This is a genomic window from Agrobacterium sp. fls2-241-TYG-188a (assembly GCF_030209845.1).
On the sequence record NZ_JARVRD010000009.1, the window covers coordinates 141,722 to 165,290 of the forward strand.

The 23,569-nt window shown below is 59.1% G+C and carries 21 protein-coding genes; 8 read left to right on the forward strand and 13 right to left on the reverse strand.

The features are described 5' to 3' along the window. Nucleotides 1-85: 85 nt before the first annotated feature. Complete coding sequence (locus QRN85_RS22495) at nt 86-1,075, forward strand: Ldh family oxidoreductase (protein ID WP_284760171.1); 990 nt, start codon at nt 86-88, stop codon at nt 1,073-1,075. Here QRN85_RS22495 and phnN read toward each other — a convergent pair. From phnN to mepA, 9 genes are all read right to left on the reverse strand, one after another. Continuing rightward, nucleotides 1,072-1,677: a phosphonate metabolism protein/1,5-bisphosphokinase (PRPP-forming) PhnN gene (phnN, locus tag QRN85_RS22500; protein WP_062587439.1), complete on the reverse strand. Its 606-nt coding sequence runs from the start codon at nt 1,675-1,677 to the stop codon at nt 1,072-1,074. The two genes, QRN85_RS22495 and phnN, sit on opposite strands and share 4 nt — an antisense overlap. Beyond that, a complete protein-coding gene (locus QRN85_RS22505; RefSeq protein WP_284760172.1) occupies nt 1,674-2,810 on the reverse strand; it encodes an alpha-D-ribose 1-methylphosphonate 5-triphosphate diphosphatase in 1,137 nt (378 codons plus the stop codon). Before QRN85_RS22505 ends, phnN begins: the two co-directional genes overlap by 4 nt. Nucleotides 2,811-2,815: 5 nt before the next feature. Continuing rightward, nucleotides 2,816-3,505, reverse strand: coding sequence for a DUF1045 domain-containing protein (locus QRN85_RS22510; protein ID WP_284760173.1), 690 nt, complete (start codon nt 3,503-3,505; stop codon nt 2,816-2,818). A gap of 438 nt (nt 3,506-3,943) precedes the next feature. Then, a complete protein-coding gene (locus QRN85_RS22515) occupies nt 3,944-4,579 on the reverse strand; it encodes a 2,3-bisphosphoglycerate-dependent phosphoglycerate mutase (protein WP_062587445.1) in 636 nt (211 codons plus the stop codon). A 23-nt stretch (nt 4,580-4,602) separates the two neighbouring features. Further along, nucleotides 4,603-5,433: a 4-hydroxy-tetrahydrodipicolinate reductase gene (gene dapB / locus QRN85_RS22520; protein WP_284760174.1), complete on the reverse strand. Its 831-nt coding sequence runs from the start codon at nt 5,431-5,433 to the stop codon at nt 4,603-4,605. A 19-nt stretch (nt 5,434-5,452) separates the two neighbouring features. Then, nucleotides 5,453-7,237 (reverse strand): ABC transporter ATP-binding protein, encoded by a 1,785-nt coding sequence (locus QRN85_RS22525; RefSeq protein ID WP_112963308.1) that lies wholly within the window; start codon nt 7,235-7,237, stop codon nt 5,453-5,455. 97 nt (nt 7,238-7,334) lie between these two features. Further along, complete coding sequence (locus tag QRN85_RS22530; protein WP_284760176.1) at nt 7,335-8,351, reverse strand: glucokinase; 1,017 nt, start codon at nt 8,349-8,351, stop codon at nt 7,335-7,337. A gap of 30 nt (nt 8,352-8,381) precedes the next feature. Then, entirely contained in the window at nt 8,382-8,756 is a 375-nt protein-coding gene (locus tag QRN85_RS22535; RefSeq protein WP_112963310.1) for a methylglyoxal synthase, read from the reverse strand. A gap of 99 nt (nt 8,757-8,855) precedes the next feature. Further along, the gene (mepA, locus tag QRN85_RS22540) at nt 8,856-9,917 is read right to left on the reverse strand and encodes a penicillin-insensitive murein endopeptidase (protein ID WP_284760178.1); all 1,062 of its coding nucleotides are present in this window, start codon (nt 9,915-9,917) and stop codon (nt 8,856-8,858) included. A 183-nt stretch (nt 9,918-10,100) separates the two neighbouring features. On the opposite strand from mepA, the gene QRN85_RS22545 reads away from it, so the two are divergent. The 7 genes from QRN85_RS22545 (at nt 10,101) to QRN85_RS22575 (ending at nt 20,092) form a co-directional block, all read left to right on the forward strand. Then, entirely contained in the window at nt 10,101-11,945 is a 1,845-nt protein-coding gene (locus tag QRN85_RS22545; RefSeq protein ID WP_284760300.1) for an extracellular solute-binding protein, read from the forward strand. Nucleotides 11,946-12,090: 145 nt separating this feature from the next. Then, the gene (locus QRN85_RS22550; RefSeq protein WP_112963312.1) at nt 12,091-13,179 is read left to right on the forward strand and encodes a microcin C ABC transporter permease YejB; all 1,089 of its coding nucleotides are present in this window, start codon (nt 12,091-12,093) and stop codon (nt 13,177-13,179) included. After that, entirely contained in the window at nt 13,179-14,324 is a 1,146-nt protein-coding gene (locus tag QRN85_RS22555; RefSeq protein ID WP_112963313.1) for an ABC transporter permease, read from the forward strand. The genes QRN85_RS22550 and QRN85_RS22555 overlap by 1 nt, the downstream gene beginning before the upstream one ends. After that, nucleotides 14,321-15,970 (forward strand): ABC transporter ATP-binding protein, encoded by a 1,650-nt coding sequence (locus tag QRN85_RS22560; protein WP_162734052.1) that lies wholly within the window; start codon nt 14,321-14,323, stop codon nt 15,968-15,970. The genes QRN85_RS22555 and QRN85_RS22560 overlap by 4 nt, the downstream gene beginning before the upstream one ends. Before the next feature lie 34 nt (nt 15,971-16,004). Further along, nucleotides 16,005-17,252, forward strand: coding sequence for an NAD(P)/FAD-dependent oxidoreductase (locus QRN85_RS22565; RefSeq protein ID WP_284760181.1), 1,248 nt, complete (start codon nt 16,005-16,007; stop codon nt 17,250-17,252). Between the two features lie 175 nt (nt 17,253-17,427). Next, nucleotides 17,428-18,789, forward strand: coding sequence for a glutamine synthetase family protein (locus QRN85_RS22570; protein WP_062587463.1), 1,362 nt, complete (start codon nt 17,428-17,430; stop codon nt 18,787-18,789). Between the two features lies 1 nt (nt 18,790). Further along, entirely contained in the window at nt 18,791-20,092 is a 1,302-nt protein-coding gene (locus QRN85_RS22575) for an NAD(P)/FAD-dependent oxidoreductase (RefSeq protein ID WP_284760183.1), read from the forward strand. An 18-nt stretch (nt 20,093-20,110) separates the two neighbouring features. Here QRN85_RS22575 and QRN85_RS22580 read toward each other — a convergent pair whose 3' ends face one another. The 4 genes from QRN85_RS22580 to QRN85_RS22595 all read right to left on the reverse strand — a co-directional run bounded on the left by QRN85_RS22580 (nt 20,111) and on the right by QRN85_RS22595 (nt 23,561). Beyond that, nucleotides 20,111-20,593 (reverse strand): gluconokinase, encoded by a 483-nt coding sequence (locus QRN85_RS22580; protein WP_062587724.1) that lies wholly within the window; start codon nt 20,591-20,593, stop codon nt 20,111-20,113. 105 nt (nt 20,594-20,698) lie between these two features. Beyond that, on the reverse strand, nt 20,699-21,439 hold the full coding sequence (locus tag QRN85_RS22585; protein WP_284760184.1) for an ABC transporter permease: 741 nt from the start codon (nt 21,437-21,439) through the stop codon (nt 20,699-20,701). Beyond that, entirely contained in the window at nt 21,436-22,374 is a 939-nt protein-coding gene (locus tag QRN85_RS22590; RefSeq protein ID WP_112963317.1) for an ABC transporter ATP-binding protein, read from the reverse strand. The genes QRN85_RS22585 and QRN85_RS22590 overlap by 4 nt, the downstream gene beginning before the upstream one ends. After that, a complete protein-coding gene (locus QRN85_RS22595; RefSeq protein ID WP_284760187.1) occupies nt 22,371-23,561 on the reverse strand; it encodes an ABC transporter permease in 1,191 nt (396 codons plus the stop codon). The genes QRN85_RS22590 and QRN85_RS22595 overlap by 4 nt, the downstream gene beginning before the upstream one ends. Nucleotides 23,562-23,569: the final 8 nt, after the last annotated feature.

A 23,569-nucleotide genomic window follows, 5' to 3' on the forward strand; every position in this document is an offset into this window, starting at 1 on the left:
ATACGGGACTTCTAATTAAAAACCGTTTCTATTGAATGCTGCCCGCGCTATGGCTGGATTTTACCCATCATAGGTCAAATCAGGCATGAAATTCACGATTGAACAGGCAGAAGATTTCGTCGCGTCCATCTTCGAGAAAAACGGTGTCCTGCCGAAAAGTGCACGCTCCACGGCGCGTGCGCTGGTAGCGGCAGAGGCAGCCGGTCAGGGCGGCCACGGTTTTCGACGCATCGCGGCCTATATCAGCCAGTTGCATGTCGGCAAAATCGATGGAAAGGCGATGCCCTCTGCAAAGACCCTTCGCCCCGGCGTGCTGTGCGTCGACGCTGGTCACGGCTATGCTTATCCGGCTATCGATCTTGCAATCGAGCTCCTGCCTGCCATGGCGCGGGCCCAGGGTATTGCACTTGGCCTCATCAACCGCTCGCATCATGCCGGCGTGATGGCCCTGACGGTCGAGCGACTTGCCGAGCAAGGGCTGGTTGCCTTCATGGTCGCAAATGCCCCGGCCTCCATGGCCCCCTGGGGAGGCATCAAACCGCTCTACGGCACAAATCCGATTGCCTTTGCTGCGCCCGTGGCCGATGCCGACCCGCTGGTCATCGACCTTGCCCTGTCAAAGGTCGCGCGCGGCAAGATCATGGCGGCTCGCCAGAAGGGCGAGACTATTCCTGATGACTGGGCACTGGATGCGCAAGGCCGGCCCACCACCGACCCGAACGAGGCGATCAACGGCACCATGGTGCCTGCGGGTGACGCCAAGGGAGCGGCTCTGGCCTTGATGGTCGAGGTCATGGCGGCGGGCCTGACGGGCGGCAATTTCGGTTTTCAGGCGTCTTCCCTGCTGGATGACACGGGCACGGCTCCGTCGCTGGGGCATACGATCATCGCAATCGATCCCGATATTGCGGGCAATGACGCCTTTGCAACGCGCCTCCGCCTGATGGCGAATGAAATCGAAGGGCAGGAAAATGCGCGCCTGCCCGGACGCCGCAGTCAGGGTGTGCGGAAACATGCCCTGGAACATGGCATCGTCATGGATGATGACATATTGGCCGAGATTTCGAAGCTTTAACGGCTCTGGCTGGCAAGCTGATCGCGCAGGAAGTCTGCGAAGATCGCACCGGATAGCTCCAGAGCGCCGCTATTGTCGATTGTCGTGACATCAAATTCGCCGCAAACCTCCAGCGAACTACGCTGGAGGCGAAGCACGATGTCATCGAGGCTTTCGCGTCCTCGGGCTTCCAGTCGAGCGGTCAGCACATCAGGGGTTGCCACGACATTGACGACTTTCAGCTTCGCAAAAGCTTGCCGGAAGAGGGGAAGCGCGGACCGTGACCCATTGACGACGACGATGTCTCCGTCACGCAATCTTGCCTGCACCGTTGCCGGAATGGCGTAGCTGAGCCCGTGTGCCTGCCACGAAACGCAAAAGTCACCCTCAGCGAGACGACGGTCAAACTCCGCCTGGGTTACGGCTGCGTGGTCCTCGCCTCCGGCATCCCGGTGTCTGGTAATCACCCGCTGCGCAAAGTGAATGCGCTGCTGCTGACCAAGGCGGGCGGCAGCAAAGCCCATGAGCGTGTCCTTGCCGGCGCCGCTTGGGCCGACGACCACGATCATCACTCCGGATTTTTCGCTGTGCGGGTCGGCACGTCCAGGTGATAGCTCACTCATGCGACACGCCGCCCCTGCCGCCAGACCGAGCGGACGATGGGGACGTCGCTTGATCGGTGGACCCGTATGAGGTCGGCACGGAGACCGGGCGCTATACGGCCGCGATCCGAAAGGCCAACGGTGCGGGCCGGTGTTGCCGTGACCATGGCAAGCGCCTTGGGCAAGCTCATCGACTCGATCTGGTCGGCCAGCAGAAAGGGCGCGCAAAGCAGGCTGAACGGGACATAATCGGAAGACAGGACATCCAGAACGTCGCGTTCGGCAAGATCACGCGCGGCAATGTTGCCGGAGTGGGATTTGCCACGCACGATATTCGGTGCGCCCATCAGAACGCTCATTCCCGCCTCGTGGGATGCCTGCGCCGCCTCGATGCTTGTCGGGAACTCGGCGAGCTTGACGCCGTGGCCAATCGCCTCCTCGACATGGGCATGGGTCGCGTCGTCGTGGCTGGCAATGGTGATGCCCCGCTCAAGGCAGCGGGCGGAAAGATAATCACGGTTCTTGGCGGAGTATTTCGCAGACGCCTCGATGCGGCGGTCCACGAAGGCCTTGAAGACCTCATCGCTGAGACCGCGCTTCTTCTGGTAGAAGACGATATATTGATCCATTGTCTGGAACTGGCGCTGCCCCGGCGAATGGTCCATCAGCGATATCAGTTTGACATGCGGGTCGTTTTCGAAATCCTCGAAGTGATCCAGCACATCCGCAGCCGCCACTTCACAGCGAAGATGCAGCAGGTGGTCGGCGCGCAGGCGCCCGTCCGTCTGGGCCTGTTCGATGGCATCTGCCATGTCACGCATTTCCCCACGGGCAAAGCCGCCGTCTTCGTCCGAGCCCAGTCTCAAACAGTCGAAGACAGTCGTGATGCCCGAGGATGCGACTTGCGCATCATGTGCCTGAATGGCGGCAATCTTGTTCCAGGTCACGCCGGGGCGGGGCGCGTAGTGCTGCTCCAGATGGTCCGTGTGCAACTCAACGAGGCCAGCGATCAGATAGTCACCGGCAAAGTCCTCGCCAACCCGCATCGTGCCCTCGCTGATATCAGCGATAAGACCGTCCCGGATCAGCACCGATCCGTGTATGACATCGTCATCCAGGACGATGCGCGCATTCGACAATATTTGCTCGGTCATTCCAGTCATTCTTTCATATCGGTGGGACCGGGCGCAGCCAGTGGCAGCCAGGTATGGATCTTGAAATCGTCGCCCCGGGCAGGCTCGATGAACAGCGAAAGGCCGGAGATGGTCAGCGGTCGGTCTGTAAAATCCGAAAATTCGGTCGAAAGCACGTCGGCCATCTGGTTCCGCCGATCTTCTGCGACGGGTCCCGTCAACGTCATGTGGAAACGGAAGTCTTCCATTACATGGGGATAGCCCCAGCGGGAGAGGTTTTGCCGCTGTCGCTCCGTCAGGTTCTGCGGCTTGCGTCTGGCAATGTCATGCTCCGACAATGGCGCGCGAAACGGCTCAAAATAGTCGACAACCTCTGCTGCAAACTCCTGCAAGGGTTGGTGAGTGCCCTCTGGCACAAGCGCGAAGAATGGCCCAAGCGAACCGATGACGAGTTTTGGTATATCAAACACTTGCTGCTTCTCGCAGAACGCCTCGAATGCCGCGAGAAGCTCCCCTTCGCTTGTATTGTCGGAAAGTTCGAAGGGCGCCTTAAGGGTAGCGTGAAAACCATATCGGCGCGGATCTGCTGTGATCTCGGCATAGTCGCGATGATCCTGATAGTGATCGCAGGAAAACGCATCTCGACCCAGCCATCGCGCCGCCTTTCTGGTCAGGGCATCATCTTCGGCGGGCGTGAAATAAATCGCATAGCGCACTGTGTCGCACTTTCAGTCTTCAAGCGGGTCTCGATTACGGGCCAGATTCTCTGGCGCGGATCAAGCGAATTAACGCGCCCGCATGACGGAATGATGATCGCGCGGAAAAAAGCTGCGACGCGCTGTCGAAGTATTAACTCGGGAGATGCAAAGATAGCTGGCAGGGAAGTGAAGAACGGAAAATGAAACTTCCTGCTGCATCGTGCGTTGTCACTGCAGGAAAGTTAAAGTCTGAAGGAGCTAGAGCTCATGGAAATCGGAATTCTGATCACACTGTTTTTCACAGTATTTGCCGCTTCCAGCGTATTTTGTGCTTACTGGTTCGGCGAACACCGCAACTTCTGACCTGATAATCGGGCAGTCGTTACCTTCGGATGACGACGTTACTTCCCGAAAACATGCGCCGCCCCTTTGACGAAACGGCGCATATTGATCCGGTCAATGAGCGGCGGACATGTCGCCCAGAACTTCTTTAGAAGAAACCGTCGAGTCTGCATTCAGCTTGTAGACCATCGGCACACCGGTCGCGAGGTTGAGCTTCAGAATCTCTTCCTTGCTCAGCTTGTCCAGAACCATGACCAGTGAACGAAGCGAGTTGCCGTGAGCGGCAACAAGAACCTTTTCGCCGCGAAGAACGCGCGGCAGAATTTCAGTCAGGTAATAGGGCCACACGCGGGCACCTGTGTCGCGAAGGCTTTCGCCACCTGGAGGCGGGATGTCGTAAGAACGACGCCAGATATGCACCTGCTCCTCACCCCATTTTTCGCGGGCATCGTCCTTGTTGAGACCGGACAGATCGCCGTAGTCGCGTTCATTGAGCGCTTCGTTGCGGATCGTCGTCAGGTCAGACTGGCCGACATTGTCCAGAATCATCTGGCACGTCTTCTGCGCGCGAATGAGCGAGGAGGTAAAGGCAACATCGAACTTGATGCCGTAATCTGCCAGCGCCTTGCCGCCTGCATTGGCTTCCTGCACGCCAAGCTCTGTCAGGTCGGGGTCGCGCCAGCCGGTGAAGAGGTTTTTGAGGTTCCAGTCACTTTGGCCGTGACGGACGAGGACAAGGGTTCCACTCATATTATGTACTGCTCTCCAGTTGATTACTGATCTTTCGCCAGACCCAGAACGTCCAGCATGGAATAGAGGCCCGGCTTCTCGTCGCGAGCCCAGAGTGCTGCCGCGACGGCGCCGCGCGCAAAGATCGAGCGATCGGCCGCGTGGTGCGACAGCGTCACCTGTTCGCCTTCGCCAGCAAAAATCACCGAGTGATCGCCGACCACAGAACCGCCGCGCAGCGTGGCAAAGCCAATCGTGCCTTCTTCGCGCGCGCCTGTGTGCCCGTCGCGCACGCGAACGGACTTCGCGGCAAGCTCGATGCCTCGACCAGCCGCAGCCGCTTGCCCTAGAAGCAGAGCGGTGCCGGACGGCGCATCCACCTTGTGCTTGTGGTGCATTTCCAGAATTTCGATATCCCAGCCGATAGCGCCAAGGGCCGTTGCCGTCTGGCGCGTCAGAACGCTCAACAGATTGACGCCGAGGCTCATATTGCCGGATTTGACGATGCGCGCATGGCGGGAAGCGGCTTCGATCTTTTCGTCATCCGTAACGGAGCAACCGGTTGTCCCGACCACGTGCACGATACGGGCCTGCGCCGCGAGACCGGCAAAGACCACAGTCGAGGCAGGTGAGGTGAAATCGATGACGCCATCGGCGTGAAGGAAGGCGGTCAGCGCATCGCTGGTGACGGTAACGCCGGTTTTGCCGAGGCCTGCGAGCTCACCGGCATCGGTGCCGATAAAGCGCGAGCCTTCGCGCGCCAAAGCTGCATGTAGTTCGACGCCCGGGGTTTCGTCGATGATGCGGATCAGGGCCTGACCCATCTTGCCCGCTGCGCCGACCACCACCAGTTTCATCTTATTGTCGTCGCTCATCTTGTCCTACTTGTGCTCGTCAAAGTCCGCGAACGCCGGTCGCCTGCAAATTGTTGAGGCGAGCGTAAAGGCCATCTTCCTGCCGCGCAAGCGTCTCGTGGACACCTTCCTCGACAACATTGCCCTCATTCATAACGACAATCTTGTCTGCCTTGACAACGGTCGACAGCCGGTGCGCGATGACGATGACCGTGCGTCCCGTCATGGCGGTATCCAGCGCCTTCTGAACGACGGCTTCCGATTCGGTATCTAGCGCGGAGGTCGCCTCATCGAGCAGCAGGATCGGCGCATTGCGAACCAGAGCACGGGCAATGGACAGGCGTTGCCGTTGCCCGCCGGAAAGGGTCATGCCGTTTTCGCCCACGGGCGTATCGTAGCCCTGCGGTTGCGCGAGGATGAAATCATGCGCAAAGGCGAGCCGCGCAGCTTCCTCGATCTCGGCATCCGTGGCCTCCGGCCTGCCATAGCGGATGTTGTCCCGGATCGTTCCCTCGAACAGATAGGGCTGCTGGGAAACATAGGCGAGGTTCTGGCGCAGCGAGAGGGTGGTGATATCGGCAATGTTCTGGCCATCGATGAAGATGGCACCCGCAGTCGGATCGTAAAACCTTGGCACGAGGTTGATGATGGTCGATTTGCCTGCACCGGACGGGCCGACAAGTGCTGTGGTCTTGCCGCCTTCTGCAATGAAGCTGACGCCTTTCAGGATCGGGCCGCCATCCTTGTAGGAAAACTCCACATCGCGCAGTTCGACCGTCGCATTTGCCACCGTGAGCGGCTTTGCGTCGGGCTTCTGACGTTGCACCGGCTCCATGTCGAGAATGTCATAGATCATCTGCGCGTTGACGACGGCGCGCTCGAGCGAAATCTGAACGCGGGCAAGCCGTCGCGCCGGGTCATAGGCCAAAAGCAGGGCGGTTACGAATGCGAAGAATGCGCCGGGCGGCACATTGTCGTAAATCGCGCGGTAGGCCGCATAGGCCAGCACGCCCGACACCGCCAGACCGGCAATGGTTTCGGTCAGCGGGGCGCTTTTTTCCGTCAGCCTTGCAATGCGGTTGGCGCGCCACTCGGCAGCGTCGATGACCTTGTCGACGCGGGTCTCCAACTGCTTTTCCATCGTGAAGGCCTTGACGATGGCGATGCCCTGCAAGGTCTCCTGCATGGCACCCAGAACGCGGCTGTTGAGAACAACGGCATCACGGGTGGCGCTGCGCAGACGGCGCGAAATATAGCGCAATCCCAGAACAAGCGGCGGTACGATGAAGACGATGACAATCGAAAGAACCGGGTCCTTGATGATCATCACGGAAACCAGCGCGATGAATGTCAGAAGATCGCGCGCGACCGTGGTGACGGTCAGGTTCATGACATCCCTGATGCCGCCAATATTCTGGCTGACCTGAGCTGCCAGATGCGCCGAGCGGGACTCGCTGAGATAGCCGACCGAAAGGGTCATGAGATGCGAGTAGAGCCGCTTCTGGTATCGGGCGACGATATTATTGCCGATCTTCGACAGCGCCACGGACTGCCCATAGGTCGCAATACCGCGAATGAAGAATGCGGCAAAGATGGACGCGCAGATCAGCCAGACGAGATCCGCCCGCCGGTTGACGAAGGCTTCGTTGATGATCGAATCCATGATCCAGGCCGTAAAGGCCGTGGTGCCTGCCACAGTCAGAAGGCAGAAGATTGCGAAGGCATAGCCGGGAATATGGTCGCGGGCATTTTCGGCGAAAATGCGCTTCAGGACAGCGGTGATCGTATCGGTATCCACGGGATTCCGTTTTTTGGCGGTCGTCAAATCTTCATCCACCTTGCGTGTTTAAAGCGGACGAGCCGCTTTATTTAATCGGCTCCTATAGCCACTAAGGCGGGTTTTGGCCAGTACCGAGTTCCGCTTAGGCCTGCCAGCGCCGTCCCTCGAGCGTCAGGCCGAACTCTGCGGGTCTGCGGGCATAGCTCGAAAGACCGGCCAAGGCGGCCTGCGGATGGGTCACGACATGGGTTGGAATGCTGCGCATGAGGGCGCTGTGCGGAGCCTTGTCTTCGAAGGCGGCGCGGAACTCCGGCAGCTTCAAAGCCGGAATGATCTTCTGGGAGATGCCGCCCGCAAGATAAACGCCGCCCCGCGCCATGAAGATCAAGGCAAGATCACCCGCCACGCGTCCCAGATAGGTGCTGAACAGCGAGAGGGTTTCTGCGGCTTCGCGGTTATCGCCGCTCAGTCCGTTTGCTGTGATGTCGGCGGGATCGGAAAAGGCGGGCGTGGTGCCGTCTGCCTTGCAGATGGCGCGGTAGAGGTTCACAAGACCGCGTCCACAGAGGATCTGTTCACCGGCGACCCGGCCTTCGATGGTCTCGATATGCGGAAAAACCTGATAGTCGCGCGGCGTGCGCGGACCGATATCGACATGGCCACCTTCGCCCGGAACCGGAAACCACATGCCGCGAGCATGGACCAGTCCCGCAACCCCAAGACCGGTGCCTGGCCCCAGCACCACGCGTGATGCGACCATGTCCGGCCGCTTGGGGCCGATGGTCTCGCGATTGTCGTCTCCCAGCGACGCGATTGCCAGCGCCTGTGCCTCGAAATCGTTGATGACGATCACGTCCTGCAGCCTGAGATTGACCAGCATTTCCCTCGGCTTGACCACCCAGTGGCAGTTGGTCAACGGGATTTCATCCGTCTCGATTGGCCCGGCAACGGCCAGAATGGTCGATACGGGCACGAGCGATGTCTTGTCGAGAATGGCGAGCTGGATCGCCTCATCGATATTCTTGAAATCAGCCGTCTTGACGCTGGTCAGCTGGACGGGATCGGCATCTGCATCCGGAAGAATGCAGAACCGGGCATTGGTGCCGCCGATATCGCCAATGAGAATGGGAAAGGAAAGGGTGTCGTTCTGGTTGGGCATTGCTGCTCCTGGATCTCGGGATATCACTATTCAACAGAAGTCTGACAGCATCTCGGCGGTTGCGCGATTGAGAGCCATCGGAATGTCGTAGACGGTCGCAAGTCTCGTCAATGCCTTGACGTCCACATCATGCGGCAGCGAGGTCAGCGGATCGATAAAGAAGATCAGCATATGCACTTCGCCCGTGGCGATCATCGCGCCGATCTGCTGATCGCCACCCAGCGGGCCGCTTTTCAGCCTGATCACGCTCAGATCGGGGCAGGCTTCCTGTACGCGCCCACCGGTGGTGCCGGTCGCGACGATGCGAAACTGCGACAGGGCCTGCTGATGTTCGCGAGCGAAATCCGCCATGTCGTCCTTTTTCAGGTCATGTGCAATCAGTGCGATACAGCGTTGCCCGGCCATGTTTCTTCCTGCTGCCAGCGCCAATGGATGGCCAATTTTAAATCGATTTGAAGCCTTCTATATCAGGTCAGCGGGCTTTGAAAAGCCGCGTATTCCCTGTCAATTCAATGAAGGCCGGGAAGAGGGGCGGGGAATATCGGCGGGCGGCATCAGGGCATTCGGGGTGACGGAAGGCGCGTTGGTGTCCATCTCCGGCTGCGCAGCGGGCATCGCCGATGCCTCTCTGTTGCGAATGAGGGTGGCTCCGGCAGAGGCCGACTGCGCACTGGCAATGGCTGCACAGGCTCTGGGCAGATCCGAGACCATGACGGGACGCGGCGGCTTTGGCGGCTTGGCGTTGGGGTCTTTCTTCGGTGCTGCCCATGGTTCCTTGGAGAACCACCAGGCCAACGACTTGTCGCAGCCATCACCAGCGCCCACGGCTGCCTGCGGTTTGCAGTTGGGTGCGCCTGGAGGGCATTCGAGGCGAACGTGGAAATGTTCGTCATGTCCGTAGATGGGCCGGATCTTGCCCATATAGGTGCGATCGCCCTTCCATGTCTGGCAAAGCTTCTGCTTGATGGCGGGGTTGACGAAAATACGCTCCACCTGCGGATAGCTTGCCGCCAGCATGACCAGCTTGGCATTGAGGGGAGACCATTTGCGATCATCCACCGTCAGGAACTTGCTCTTGTCGAGCATGGAAATGAAGGGTGTGCTTTCGCGCTGATCGGCGCTCATGACGCGGTCCGGCATGGGACGCCACCAGATATCGGCATCAAGACCGATCTGGTGCGATGCATGGCCGGTCAGCATGGGGCCGCCGCGCGGCTGCGATATATCGCCGATCAGCAGGCCCGGCCAGCCGATCTTCTGGGCATCCTGCGCGAAACGCTCGATGAAGGCTATCATCTGCGGCTGGCCCCAGCGGCGATTGCGCGAAAGACGCATGGCCTGGAAACCCTGTCCTTCGGTCGGAAGCGCGACTGCCCCCGATTGGCAGCCTTTGGCGTAGGACCCATAGGACGCGGAAGGACCGGCAGATGGCAGCGCGATATTCCCGAAGACCTGCTTGGCCGGAGCGTCCTGCGCAAAAGCGGAATACCCATCCATGGCCAGTATGGACATCACCGATAGTGCCAGGAGTGATGCCTTGCCCACGCCTTTTGCCTGTTTTCCCATGTCGTCTGCCGCCTGGATGCTTGAAATGATTCTCTTGGAAATATTATGCTGGAATGCGATTTTGGTGAAAGCATGTTTGCCTCATATCTGCGGCATAAACTGCTTGTGAGCCAAAACCCCTATATTTTGCCAATCTTTGTCTTATGGTGCGCCGTAATGAAAACCAAAAAGGATCGTCGCTTCATGACATTGGCAAGGTTGAAATCCAGCTTGTTGGCTCTGGCTGCAGCATCTCTCGTGCTCGCACCCGTGTGGGCATCCGCTGCTGATGGCGACAACTGGCGCAGCGGGATTTCGACGGTCGGTGAGTTGAAGCATCCAGACGGTTTCGAGCGTTTCGACTATGTAAACCCGGACGCGCCCAAGGGCGGGACGCTGCGGATGTCGACGACCGGGACCTACGATACGGTCAACCCGCTTCTCGCCAAGGGTGAACTTGCGACAGGGCTTGGTCTGGTCTTCGACACGCTGATGAAACCTTCGGAAGAAGAGCTTTCGTCATCTTATGGTCTTTTGGCCGAGGCGGTCAGCTTTCCCGAGGATATTTCCAGGGCCAGTTTCCGGCTGCGAAAAGAAGCGAAGTGGGCAGACGGGCAACCGGTAACGCCGGAAGACGTCGTCTTCAGCTTCGAAAAATCCAAGGACCTGAATCCGCAGCTGGCAAGCTATTACACCCATGTCACCAAGGCGGAAGTCACCGGCGAGCGGGAAGTTACCTTCACCTTCGACGAGAAGAACAACAAGGAACTGCCGCAGATCGTGGGCCAGCTTCTCATCGTGCCGAAACACTGGTGGGAGGCCAAGGGCGCGGACGGCAAGCCTCGCGACATCTCGCGCGGGACGCTTGAGCCAGTCATGGGTTCAGGCCCCTACAAGATTGCCTCCATCGCACCCGGTTCGACCATAAGCTACGAGCGGCGCGACGACTATTGGGGCAAGGACGTCAACGTCAATGTCGGCTTGTATAATTTCAAAACCGTGACCTACACTTTCTACGCGGATCGAGACGTCGAGTTTCAGGCATTCAAGGCGGGAAATACGGATTTCTGGCACGAAAATTCCGCTTCGCGCTGGGCCACGGGATATGATTTTCCCGCGGTCAAGGACGGTCGCATAAAGCGGGAAGAACTTCCCAACATCTACCGCTCTGTCGGCATCATGCAGGCCTTCGTGCCCAATGGGCGCAGAGACAAGTTCAAGGACCCGAAGGTGCGTCTGGCCTTGAACTACGCCTTCGATTTCGAGGAAATGAACCGCACGCTGTTCTATAACCAGTATCAGCGCATCAACAGCTTCTTCATGGGTAGCGATCTGGCCTCTTCCGGCTTGCCGCAGGGCAAGGAGCTGGAAATTCTGAACGAGATCAAAGACCAGATTCCGCCGGAGGTGTTTACCAAGGAATATCGAAATCCGATGGGCGGCGATCCTGCAAAGCAGCGGGATAATCTCCGCGAGGCCGTCAGGCTGATGAAGGATGCTGGATATGAATTGTGCGGCAACCGCATGATCAATGTCTCGACAGGCAAGCCCTTCGAGTTCGAAATCCTTGTCGATTCCGCCGCCATGGAACGTGTCGCCGTGCCCTACAGCCAGAACCTGAAAAGAATCGGCATAGGCGCGACGGTGCGGCTGGTGGATACGTCGCAGTATACAAACCGCACCCGCTCCTTCGACTTCGACATGGTCGTCAATCTCTGGGCCCAGAGTTCGAACCCCGGCAACGAGCAGGCTGACTACTGGGGTTCCAAATCCGTTGACCGCCAGGGCTCCAAGAATTTTGCGGGTATCAAGAGCCCGGCCATCGATGTGCTCGTCAACAAGATCATTTTTGCCAAGGATCGCGACGATCAGGTGGCAGCGGTCAAGGCGCTGGACCGGGTGCTGCTGGCGGGCAACTACGTGATCCCGCAATTTTATCGCGGGGAAATGACGCTCGCCTATTGGAACACGCTGGTTCAGCCGAAAGAGCTTCCACGCTACGGCATCGGTTTCCCCGAGGCCTGGTGGTCTGCAAGTGCCGAAAAATGACCTTGGCCTTGCTTTATGAGCCAAGCCTTGATTCACATGAGCCATAACGAATCACGCCGCCTGCGGTATTGTCCGCAGGCCCGAAAGGAAACGGTTTGACGAAACCGATGATGACCGAACCTCTTGCCGTGCAGGGACGAGCCTGATGGGAGCCTATATTCTGCGGCGTCTTGCCCTTATGATTCCGACCATCATCGGCATCATGGGCATTTCTTTTCTCGTCATCCAGTTTGCGCCCGGTGGCCCGGTCGAGCAGGTTGTCGCGCAGCTTTCCGGCTCCGGTGACAGCGCCTCCGACCGGCTCTCCGGCGGCGGCGATCTGATGGGCGGTGGGCTTGATGAAAGCGGTTCGAAATATCGCGGCGCCCAGGGGCTCGACCCGGAGCTGATCGCCAAGCTGGAAAAGCAGTTCGGTTTCGACAAGCCGCCGCTGACCCGCTTTCTCGACATGATGTGGAACTACATCCGCTTCGATTTCGGCGACAGTTTCTTTCGCAATTCCTCCGTCATCGATCTCATCATCGACAAGCTGCCGGTCTCGATCTCCCTTGGTTTCTGGATTCTCATCATTTCCTATGCGATTTCCATCCCGCTCGGCATCAAGAAGGCGGTGTCCGACGGATCGACATTCGATGTCTGGACATCGGGCATCATCATCGTCGGTTATGCGGTGCCGAGCTTCCTCTTCGGCATCCTGCTGATCGTGGTTTTTGCGGGTGGATCGTTCTTTGACTGGTTCCCGTTGCGTGGTCTTGTGTCCGACAATTTTGCCGAGCTGACATGGTGGCAGAAGATCATCGACTATTTCTGGCACTTAGCGCTGCCGCTGACGGCGCTCATTCTGTCTGCCTTTGCGACCACGACATTGCTGACCAAGAACTCCTTCATCGATGAGATCAAGAAGCAATATGTGGTCACCGCGCGTGCAAAAGGTCTTTCGGAAAGCAAGGTGCTCTACGGCCACGTCTTCCGCAATGCCATGCTGATCGTCATTGCCGGTTTCCCCGGTGCCTTCATCTCGGCCTTCTTTACCGGATCGCTGCTGATCGAGAATATCTTCTCGCTGGATGGCCTCGGGCGGCTGGGTTATCTCTCCGTCGTCAACAGAGACTACCCGATCGTGTTTGGAACCCTATTCATCTTCTCGCTCATGGGTCTCGTCGTCAGCCTCATTTCCGACCTTATCTATACGTGGATCGATCCGCGCATCGACTTTGAACGGAGGGATGTGTGATGTCGACATCGTCACCCGCCGTTGAAGCTGCGCCCATGCCGCAAAAGCGTCCGTTCTTTTCTCCCACCAGCGTCCGGCGCTGGCAGAACTTCAAGGCAAACCGCCGGGGCTACTGGTCCTTCTGGCTTTTTCTGCTGCTGTTCGGGCTCAGCCTGTTTGCGGAGTTTATCGCCAATGACAAGCCGATCCTTGCCTCCTATAAGGGTGAGCTTCTGGTGCCGGTCATGGTGGATTATCCGGAAGAAAAGTTTGGCGGCTTCCTGGCGCAGACGGACTACAAGTCGTCCTTCATTCAGGATGAGATCAAGGCAAATGGCTGGATGATCTGGCCGCCGATCCGCTATTCCTATCAGACGGTCAATTCCAACATTCCGCATTCCGCGCCAACCGCGCCCTTCTGGCTGATGGATGCGCAGGAGCGTTGCTCCGGCTACCCGCAGGGAGCGGAAGACCCAGGCTGCACGCTTGGCAACCTCAACTGGCTGGGCACGGACAATCAGGCTCGCGACGTGGCGGCACGCGTCATCTACGGTTTCCGTATCTCCGTGCTGTTCGGGCTTGCGCTGACCATCGCCTCGGCAGTTGTCGGTGTCACCGCCGGCGCCGTGCAGGGCTATTTCGGTGGATGGACGGATCTTCTGATGCAGCGCTTCATCGAGATCTGGTCATCGATGCCGGTGCTTTACATCCTCCTCATCATCGCAGCCATTCTGCCGCCCGGCTTCTTCGTTCTTCTGGGCATCATGCTGCTGTTTTCCTGGGTGGGCTTCGTGGGTGTGGTGCGAGCGGAATTCCTGCGCGCCCGAAACTTCGAATATGTCAATGCCGCACGCGCGCTGGGGGTTGGCAACGGCACAATCATGTACCGGCATCTTTTGCCCAATGCGATGGTGGCGACGCTGACATTCCTGCCGTTTATCCTGTCGGGTTCGATCACGACCTTGACGTCGCTGGACTTCCTGGGCTTCGGAATGCCGCCCGGTTCACCGTCTCTGGGAGAGCTGATTGCGCAGGGCAAGAACAATCTTCAGGCGCCATGGCTCGGCCTTACCGCGTTTTTCACCATGTCGATCATGCTCTCTCTGCTGATCTTCGTCGGTGAAGCGGTGCGCGATGCCTTCGATCCGAGAAAGACATTCCGATGAGTGCCATGAAGGATACCAATACAGCTCCCCTTCTTGCGGTGCGCGACCTCTCCGTCGCCTTTCATCAGGGCGGCCAGCAAACCACTGCGGTCGATCATGTCTCCTTCGACATCATGCCGGGCGAGGTGGTGGCGCTGGTCGGCGAGTCGGGCTCCGGCAAGTCGGTTACGGCGAACTCCATCCTGAAACTTCTGCCCTATCCTGCCGCCAGCCATCCCTCTGGCCGGATCGTGTTCGATGGCAAGGATTTGCTCGACGCTTCGATAAGCGAACTGCGCTCCGTGCGCGGCAATGACATCACGATGATCTTTCAGGAGCCGATGACATCGCTCAATCCGCTGCACAGCATCGAGCGGCAGATTGGCGAGATCCTCGAATTGCACCAGGCCATCACGGGCGCAGAAGCGCGCAAGCGCATTCTGGAGCTGCTTTTGCAGGTCGGCATTCGCGAGCCGGAAAAGAGACTGAAAGCCTATCCGCACGAATTGTCCGGCGGGCAGCGACAGCGCGTCATGATCGCCATGGCATTGGCGAACAGGCCAAAGCTTCTGATTGCCGACGAACCGACCACGGCGCTGGATGTGACGGTGCAGGCGCAGATTCTCGAGCTTTTGAGCGACCTGAAAAACCAGCATGGCATGTCCATGCTGTTCATCACCCATGATCTCGGCATCGTGCGCAAATTCGCCGACCGCGTCTGCGTCATGACCAAGGGCAAGATCGTGGAAACAGGCACGGTGGAGCAGGTCTTCAACAGCCCGCAGCACGCCTATACCCGCCACCTTCTCGCAGCCGAACCAAAGGGCGAGCCGCCGCTTTCCGATACCAGCAAGCCTGTCGTGATGCAGGGCAACGATATCAAGGTCTGGTTTCCCATCAAGGCCGGCCTCATGCGCAAGGTGGTGGATCACGTCAAGGCGGTGGATGGCATCGACATCACCCTGCGGTCCGGACAGACGGTCGGCGTCGTTGGCGAATCCGGCTCGGGCAAGACGACGCTCGGCCTTGCCCTGTCCCGGCTGATTTCGTCCAAGGGACGCATCAGCTTCATCGGCCAATCCATCGACGCCTATTCCTACGCCATGATGAAGCCGTTGAGAAACCGGCTGCAGGTCGTGTTTCAGGACCCTTACGGTTCGCTCAGTCCGCGCATGTCGGTGGGTGAAATCATCGCCGAAGGCCTCAAGGTGCATGAAAGATCGCTGTCGGCAGACGAGCGCGACCGCCGCGTCGCGCAGGCGCTGGACGAGGTCGGTCTCGATCCGGCCACGCGCTGGCGCTATCCGCATGAATTTTCCGGAGGGCAGAGGCAGCGCATAGCAATTGCGCGCGCCATGGTGCTGAAGCCCCGGTTCGTGATGCTGGATGAACCGACCTCGGCGCTCGATATGAGCGTGCAGGCGCAGGTGGTCGACCTTTTGCGGGACCTGCAGGCCAAGCACGACCTGGCTTATCTCTTCATCAGTCACGACCTCAAGGTGGTCAAGGCGCTGGCCAATGAGGTGATTGTCATGCGTCACGGCAAGGTCGTGGAAAGCGGCCCGGCAAAGGCGATCTTCGATGCGCCGACGCAGGATTACACCAAAGCCCTGATGGCCGCAGCCTTCAACATAGAAGCGGTCAAGACGACGGCAATCAGTCAATAGAGTTTCCGAAGGTCTCAAAGCACTGGATTAAGCAATGGCAGCGGATGTGATCGTCCTGGGTGCAGGGATCGTCGGAGTGTCGGTGGCGCTGCAGCTGGCAAGGCGCGGCACGTCTGTCGTGCTGGTCGATCGCCGCGGTCCCGGCGAGGAGACGTCGTTCGGAAATGCCGGTCTCATTCAGCGGGAAGGCGTGGTTCCCTACAGCTTTCCCCAGGATCTGGCATTGCTTGCAAAATATGCGCTGAACAACCGGGTCGATGCCCATTATCATGCTGGTGCTCTTCCGGGGATTGCTCCCTTCCTGGCGCGCTACTGGTACCATTCGCGACAGGTACGGCATCAGGCCATTGCGCGCGCTTATGCCCCGTTGATCGAGAACTCCCTGTCCGAACACGATATTCTGGTGCGCGAGGCGGGTGCAGACGACCTCATCGCCAGGCAAGGCTGGATTGAGCTCTATCGCAGCCACGCCAAGCGTGATGCGAATTATGCCGCAGCGGAGAAAGTCGAGAAGGATCATGGACTTCACCACGTCAAGCTCGACGCCAAGGCCTTGGCCGCCGCAGAACCGAACCTGAGCTATCCCTTTACAGGGGCTCTGCAATGGACCGACCCATGGGGGGTGAAAGATCCACATGCCCTGACACTTGCCTATGTGCAATTGTTCGAAAGCCTTGGTGGCACCTTCGTCAAGGGCGATGCTTCGACGTTGAGCCAGACCGCGACCGGCTGGAAGGTCAAGACACAGGACGGAGAGATGGAAGCCGAGAGCGCGGTCGTGGCGCTGGGCCCCTGGTCGGACGTTTTGACATCGCGCCTGGGCTACCGTTTTCCGCTGGGCGTCAAGCGTGGCTACCATATGCATTACGCAGCGCAGAACGGCACGACGTTGAACAACTGGCTGCTCGATGCCGAGCGCGGCTATCTTCTGGCGCCCATGAACAAGGGGATCAGGCTGACAACGGGTGCGGAGTTTACCCACCGCGATGCCCCGAAATCACCTGTTCAGGTGGACCGTGCCGAGAGAGTTGCGCGCACCATCATTCCACTCGGTAACCGACTGGATGCGGAGCCGTGGATGGGTGCGCGGCCCTGTACGCCGGACATGATGCCGATCATCGGCAAGGCGCCCCGCCACTCCGGGCTATGGTTCTCCTTCGGACATGCCCATCACGGGCTGACGCTTGGGCCCATAACCGGGCGCATCCTGGCCGAGACCATGCTGGGTGAGGCACCGGTCATTTCCATCGATTCCTACAGGCCCGAGCGCTTCAATCCCTGATGGCGAAAAACAGGCTGGCCTTATCCGCCAAGCCAACGTAACATGGGGCGGGGAATATTGAGAACTGCGGGGCATGATGTCATCATGACGGCTCGATATCTGATCTATCAGCAGCAGGATGCTTTTCGTTAGCAGCACTTGTGCCGCACCCAAAACGAAACAAACATTCTGGTGAGTGATGGCCGATATTGAATACGCAAAGACCTTTTTCGAACAAAATCCCGATATCGAAATTCTCGAAGCCTTCGTCATTGACGTGAATGGCGTGCCGCGCGGCAAATGGATTCCGCGCGAAAGAGCCATCGACGTTCTGGAAAAAGGCATGGCCCTGCCGCGCTCCGTCTATGCGCTGGATATCTGGGGGCGAGACGTTAATGCCGCCGGTCTTGCCGAGGGTACCGGCGATCCCGATGGCCTGTGTTTTCCCGTGCCGGGCACATTGTCACGCGTCACGTGGCTTGGTCGCCCAACGGCGCAGGTGCTTCTGGCCATGCAGGACCCGAATGGGAACGGCTTTTATGCCGACCCGCGCAACGTGCTGGCCCAGGTCCTCAATGGATATACCAAGCGCGGCCTGACGCCTGTCGTCGCAACCGAACTGGAATTTTATCTGATCGATCCTGTGCGCTCGGCGCTGGACCCGGTGCGGCCGCCCCGCAGTCGCGAAGGGCGCTGGCACACCGGCCAGACCCAGGTCCTGTCGATTTCCGAACTGCAGGATTTCGAAGAGGTCTTTCACGACATCGCCACCGCCTGTCGGGCGCAGAACGTGGCTGCGGATACGACCCTTCGCGAAAACGGTCCGGGTCAGTATGAAATCAACCTCAACCATGTGCCGGATGCTCTTCAGGCCGCCGACTTTGCCGTGTTCCTCAAGCGCATCGTCAAGGGTGTTGCGCGCAGACACGATCTCGATGCGACCTTCATGGCAAAGCCCTACGGTATGCAGGCGGGCAATGGAATGCACGTCCATTTCTCCATTCTGGATCGGGACGGCAGGAACATCTATGTCGGCGACGACGGGCCGTCCGAGGCGCTGATGCATTCCGTTGGCGGACTGCTGGAAAACATGGGGGAAAGCATGGCGGTCTTTGCGCCCCATGCCAATTCCTACCGGCGCCTGCGCCCCAGCGAACATGCGCCGACCTATGCATCCTGGGGGGTAGATAACCGGTCTGCCGCCGTTCGCGTGATTACGGCAAGCAGGCCCGCAACCCGCATCGAACACCGTGTTGCTGGTGCTGATGCCAATCCCTATCTCGTGCTGGCGATGATCCTCAGTGCTGCGCTGGCGGGCATGAAGGAAAAGCGCCAACCGGGCGGTGCGATCTCCGGCGACAGCCATGCAATCAATCACGAGCCGTTGCCGACCAATTGGGATTATGCCTTGCAGCGGTTTACGCGGTCGAGCTTCGCCTACGCGACCTTCGGACAAAAATATCGTACGCTGTATTCAACGTGCAAGATGCAGGAGCTTTCCGAGTTTGCCTTGCGTGTAACCGATGTGGAATATGACGCCTATATCAGGACGGTGTGAGATGGCCAAGGTAACGAACTCTCCCAATCCCGGCCACACCTCCTCGTGGTATGCTGCCTCCGCTAACGACAAGAGGGTGCGACCATCGCTGGAAGGCGAGGAGACCGCCGACATATGCATCATTGGTGCCGGCTTTACCGGGCTGTCGGCCGCACTTGAGATGGCAGACCAGGGCTTTTCCGTCATTGTTCTTGAAGGCGAGCGCATCGGTTTCGGCGCTTCGGGCCGAAATGGCGGCCAGATCGTCAACGGCTATAGCCGCGATCTGGAAACGATTGCGGGCCGTTACGGGCGGGAAAAAGCGGTCCAACTGGGCGAGATGTCGCTGGAGGGCGGAGAGATCATCCGGCAGCGCGTTCGCAAATACGGGATCGATTGCGATCTGGTCGATGGCGGCTTCTTTGCCGCATTCACCTCGAAACAGATCAAGGAAATGGAAACCAACAAGAGCAACTGGGAAAAGCACGGCCATTCCGGGCTTGAGATGGTTTCAAAAGCCGAGGTCGGCAAATATGTGAAGTCTGACCGCTATGCGGGCGGCATGATCGACCGGTTCGGCGGCCATATCCACCCCCTCAACTACGTGCTTGGCGAAGCGTCCGCCATTGAAAGCCTCAATGGACGCATCTTCGAAAATTCGAGGGTCGTGTCCGTCGAAAAAGGCGCGCAGGTAACGGTTCGCACAGACCGTGGTTCGGTAAAGGCAAAATATCTTCTCGTCTGCGGTAACGCCTATCTTGGCGGTCTACTGCCGGAAATCGGAGAGCGGATGATGCCGGTTTCCAGCCAGGTCATGGCAACGGAGCCCTTGGACCAGGGATTGATCGAAGATCTTCTGCCGGCCAACTATTGCGTCGAGGATGCCAATTACATTCTCGACTACTACCGGCGCACATCCGACAACCGGCTGCTTTATGGCGGTGGTATCGGATATGGCGGCAGCGATCCCGCCGATCTGACCGGCGTCATTCGTCCCAACATGCTCAAGACATTTCCGCAGCTGAAAAACACCAGGATCGATTTTGCCTGGAGCGGTAATTTTGCGCTGACGCTGACACGTGTCCCGCACATTGGACGGCTGTCGGAGAATATCTACTTCTCCCATGGAGATAGCGGCCACGGTGTAACGACCACCCAGCTTCTGGGCAAGATACTGGGCGAGGCAGTGGCGGGGCACGCCGGTCGTTTCGACGTCTGGTCGTCGCTGCCCAACTACCCCTTCCCGGGCGGCAAGACATTTCGCGTGCCGCTGACCATGCTGGGCGCCTGGTGGTATGGTCTGCGCGACAGGCTTGGTGTCTGACACGCCCGGCGCTCAGCTTCAGAGCGCCGACAGCCCCTTGAAGGCATTGTCCACGATGGCTTGAGGCGTCGCATCGATGTTGACGGTCACAACGCCGTCCTCCCCGGATGGCGCTTCGAGCGTGGCCAACTGGGTCTTCAGCAGGGACAAAGGCATGAAGTGTCCGGTGCGCGCGCCCATGCGCTCGGTCAGAAGCGCTTCGCTACCTTCAAGATAGACGAATGCCAGTGGTCCGCCGCAGGCCTGGCGCAGCCGGTCACGGTAGATCTTCTTCAGTGCAGAGCAGGAAACGACAATGCCGCCTGCCTCGTAGCCCTTGCGCAGTTCTGCGCCAACGAGATCGAGCCACGGCCAGCGGTCGTCATCGTCAAGCGGCGTGCCTGCGGCCATTTTTGCAACATTGGCGGCCGGGTGCAGCTTGTCCCCCTCCATGAAAGGGATGCCAAGTCTGCCTGCGAGTTCTTCCCCGACGGTCGACTTGCCACAGCCGCTCACACCCATGACGATAATTGCTTTTTTCACGAAAAACTCCACATTTCCGGATCATCTTCCGTTGCATAGCGTATCAGCGTCATGATCGGAAATGGTTTTGCCGGGTTGTTCAACTTACAGGGCGACCCGACGGGCTGCCTTTGCCTCCAGCATCGACAGGGCGCTATGGATAACAACCGCCAGCCCCGCCACGATCAGCCCTCCCTGCAGAATGAAGGCGAGATTGTTGGACTGGAGCCCTGCAATGATGACTTCGCCAAGTGTGCGGGCCGCAACCGTTGAACCGATGGTGGCTGTCGAAAGGCTGATCACGGCCGATAGCCTGATACCCGCCAGAATGGACGGCAAGGCGAGCGGAAGCTCTATTCGCCAAAGTCTCTGCAGCCCGGTCATTCCAGCGCCACGCGCTGCCTCGCTCACAGGCGATGGAATGGTCGTGAGGCCCGTGACGGTGTTTTCGAAAATGGGCAGCAGAGCATATAAAAACAGCGCAATCAGCGTCGGCTTCTGGCCAAAGCCGATGATCGGGACGGCAAGTGCAAGCACGGCGACAGGTGGGAACGTCTGGCCGATATTCACGATGCTGCGTGAGAGGGGCAGGAACTCCGAACCAAAGGGTCTGGTGACGAGGATTGCCAGGCTCCCGGCAATCAGGATTGCGGCGCCAGTCGCCATGGCGACGATCGACAGATGCGACAGCGTCAGCGCCAGCAGGCTAGCCTGCGTGTAGATTGCGGGTGCGTTGGTCTGGACCAGCGGTTTGAAGAGCGGCTCGAACAGTTCGGGAAAACCGATAAAGGCGACGAGGGCTGCACAAAGCGCCGTCAGCAGAATGGGCGCTGTCGGGCTCTTCATACCTGTCCCGCCGCCCTGCTCAGCAAGGTGTCGCGCCGTATCAGCCCGGCTTTTTGACCGTCGGGCCGGATGACGGGAAGTGTCTCCCTGCCGGTCCACAACATCGCCGAGAGGGCATCGCGTTGGCTCATCGTCGTTTGCAGGGGCTCGCCCTCGGCATCGCCGGTTTCGACAATGTCTGCAACGGTGCCGACAGACAGGAGGCGCAAGGGTCTTTCCCGCTCGCCGATCATGGTTCGGACGAAATCCGATGCCGGTTTCAGCACCAGTTCGGCAGGCTTGCCATATTGGACAATCCTGCCCTGATCCATGACGGCAATGCGATCCGCAAGGTGGAAGGCTTCATCCATGTCGTGCGTGACCAGCACGATGGTAACACCGAGCTTTCGTTGAATGGCAAGAAGATCGTCCTGTGCCTTTGCGCGAATGATGGGGTCGAGCGCACCGAAGGGCTCATCCATCAAAAGAATATTGGGCTCTGCGGCGAGCGCTCTTGCGACGCCAACGCGCTGCTGCTGGCCGCCGGAAAGTTCGCCCGGGAAACGATTGGCGTAAAGGGAGGGATCGAGCTGGAAAAGCTCGAGCAGGGCGGAAACCTTCGACTGGACGCGCTGCGCATCCCATCCGACCAGCTCCGGCACGGTTGCGATGTTCTGGGCGACGGTTCGATGCGGGAAGAGCCCATGACCCTGGATCGCGTAACCAATGCTGCGCCGAAGCTTGTAGCCCTGCATGTCGAGGATATCCTGCCCGTCGATGCGGATCGTGCCGGAGGTTGGTTCGACAAGACGGTTGATCATGCGCAGAAGCGTCGTTTTGCCCGATCCCGATGTACCGACGATCACGGTGATGCTGCGCGCTTCCATCGTCAGCGATACATTGTCGACGACCCTGTTGCCGTCATAGTCCTTGACGAGATTTTCGACCTCGATCATGTGCTGCGTCCCCTTTTCAGGAATAGGCTGTCGATGAGCGCGTCCAGCAGGATCGCAGCTGTAAAGCCGAGGATAACCGTGGGAAGGGTGCCCAGAAGGACAAGATCCATCGCCGTCTGCCCGATGCCCTGAAAGACAAACACACCAAAGCCGCCGCCGCCTATGAGGGCGGCAATGGTTGCGAGGCCGATATTCTGGACAAGCACGATACGAATGCCGGTCAAGATGATGGGCAGCGCCAACGGAAAATCGATCTTCAGGAGCCTTTGCGCTGCGGTCATGCCAAGCCCGCGGGCGGCTTCCCTGACCGAGCCGGACACGCCGTCCAGCCCCACGACCGTGTTCGATACGATGGGCAGCAGCGAATAAAGGAAAAGCGCGACGAATGCCGGCGCCATCCCGATACCGCGAATACCGATCTCGGATGCGCCGGGAATGTTGGCAGCCATCCAGCCAAGAGGGGCGATCAGCAGGCCAAACAGGGCAATAGAGGGAATGGTCTGGACGATGTTGAGGCTGTTGAGCACGAAAGCCCGGAGCCGATTGATCTTGTAACACAGGACGCCCAGGGGCAGACCGACAGCGACCGCCGCGAGCAGTGACCCAAAGGCAAGCTGAAGGTGCCTTATCGCTTCCGTCCAGAAGATATCGCGACGGCTGCCATATTCCTTGATGATGGAAAGATCATCCCACCGCCCCGACGCAAGGACGATACCGGTGACAAGGAGCACCAGAATGAGGAGAATGACGCGCGTTGCCGGTTTGGGTTTCAATCGGGCGATAGCGTCGGTCGCCATCACGATCAGGCCAGCAAGCAGCAGCCAGAATCCGCTTGCAGGCGAGACGCGGGCGTAGCTGTTCCCATCAGGGGTCAAATGCGCTGCGGCAAGACCGATCAGATAGGCGAGTGTCGACAGGCCGACCAATGCTCCCAGCAGCCGCAGCCGCGCATCCGTTCGAAAAAACGCGATGGCAACGCAGCCTGCCAGCACCACGGAAAGGCAGGTGACGGCCAGACCGGGCATGGCGTTGACGAGGGAAATGCTTTCGCCCTGAACGATGCGGTTTGCCCGCAAGGTTGCAAAGGGCAGGGCCAGCGCCGCGTAAGTGATCAGCGCGGCGATGAGCAGCCCGACCTTGTCGGGCTGGAATGGAAAGGCTTTCGTGCTGCCCGCTAAGCGCTGCACCACCGACC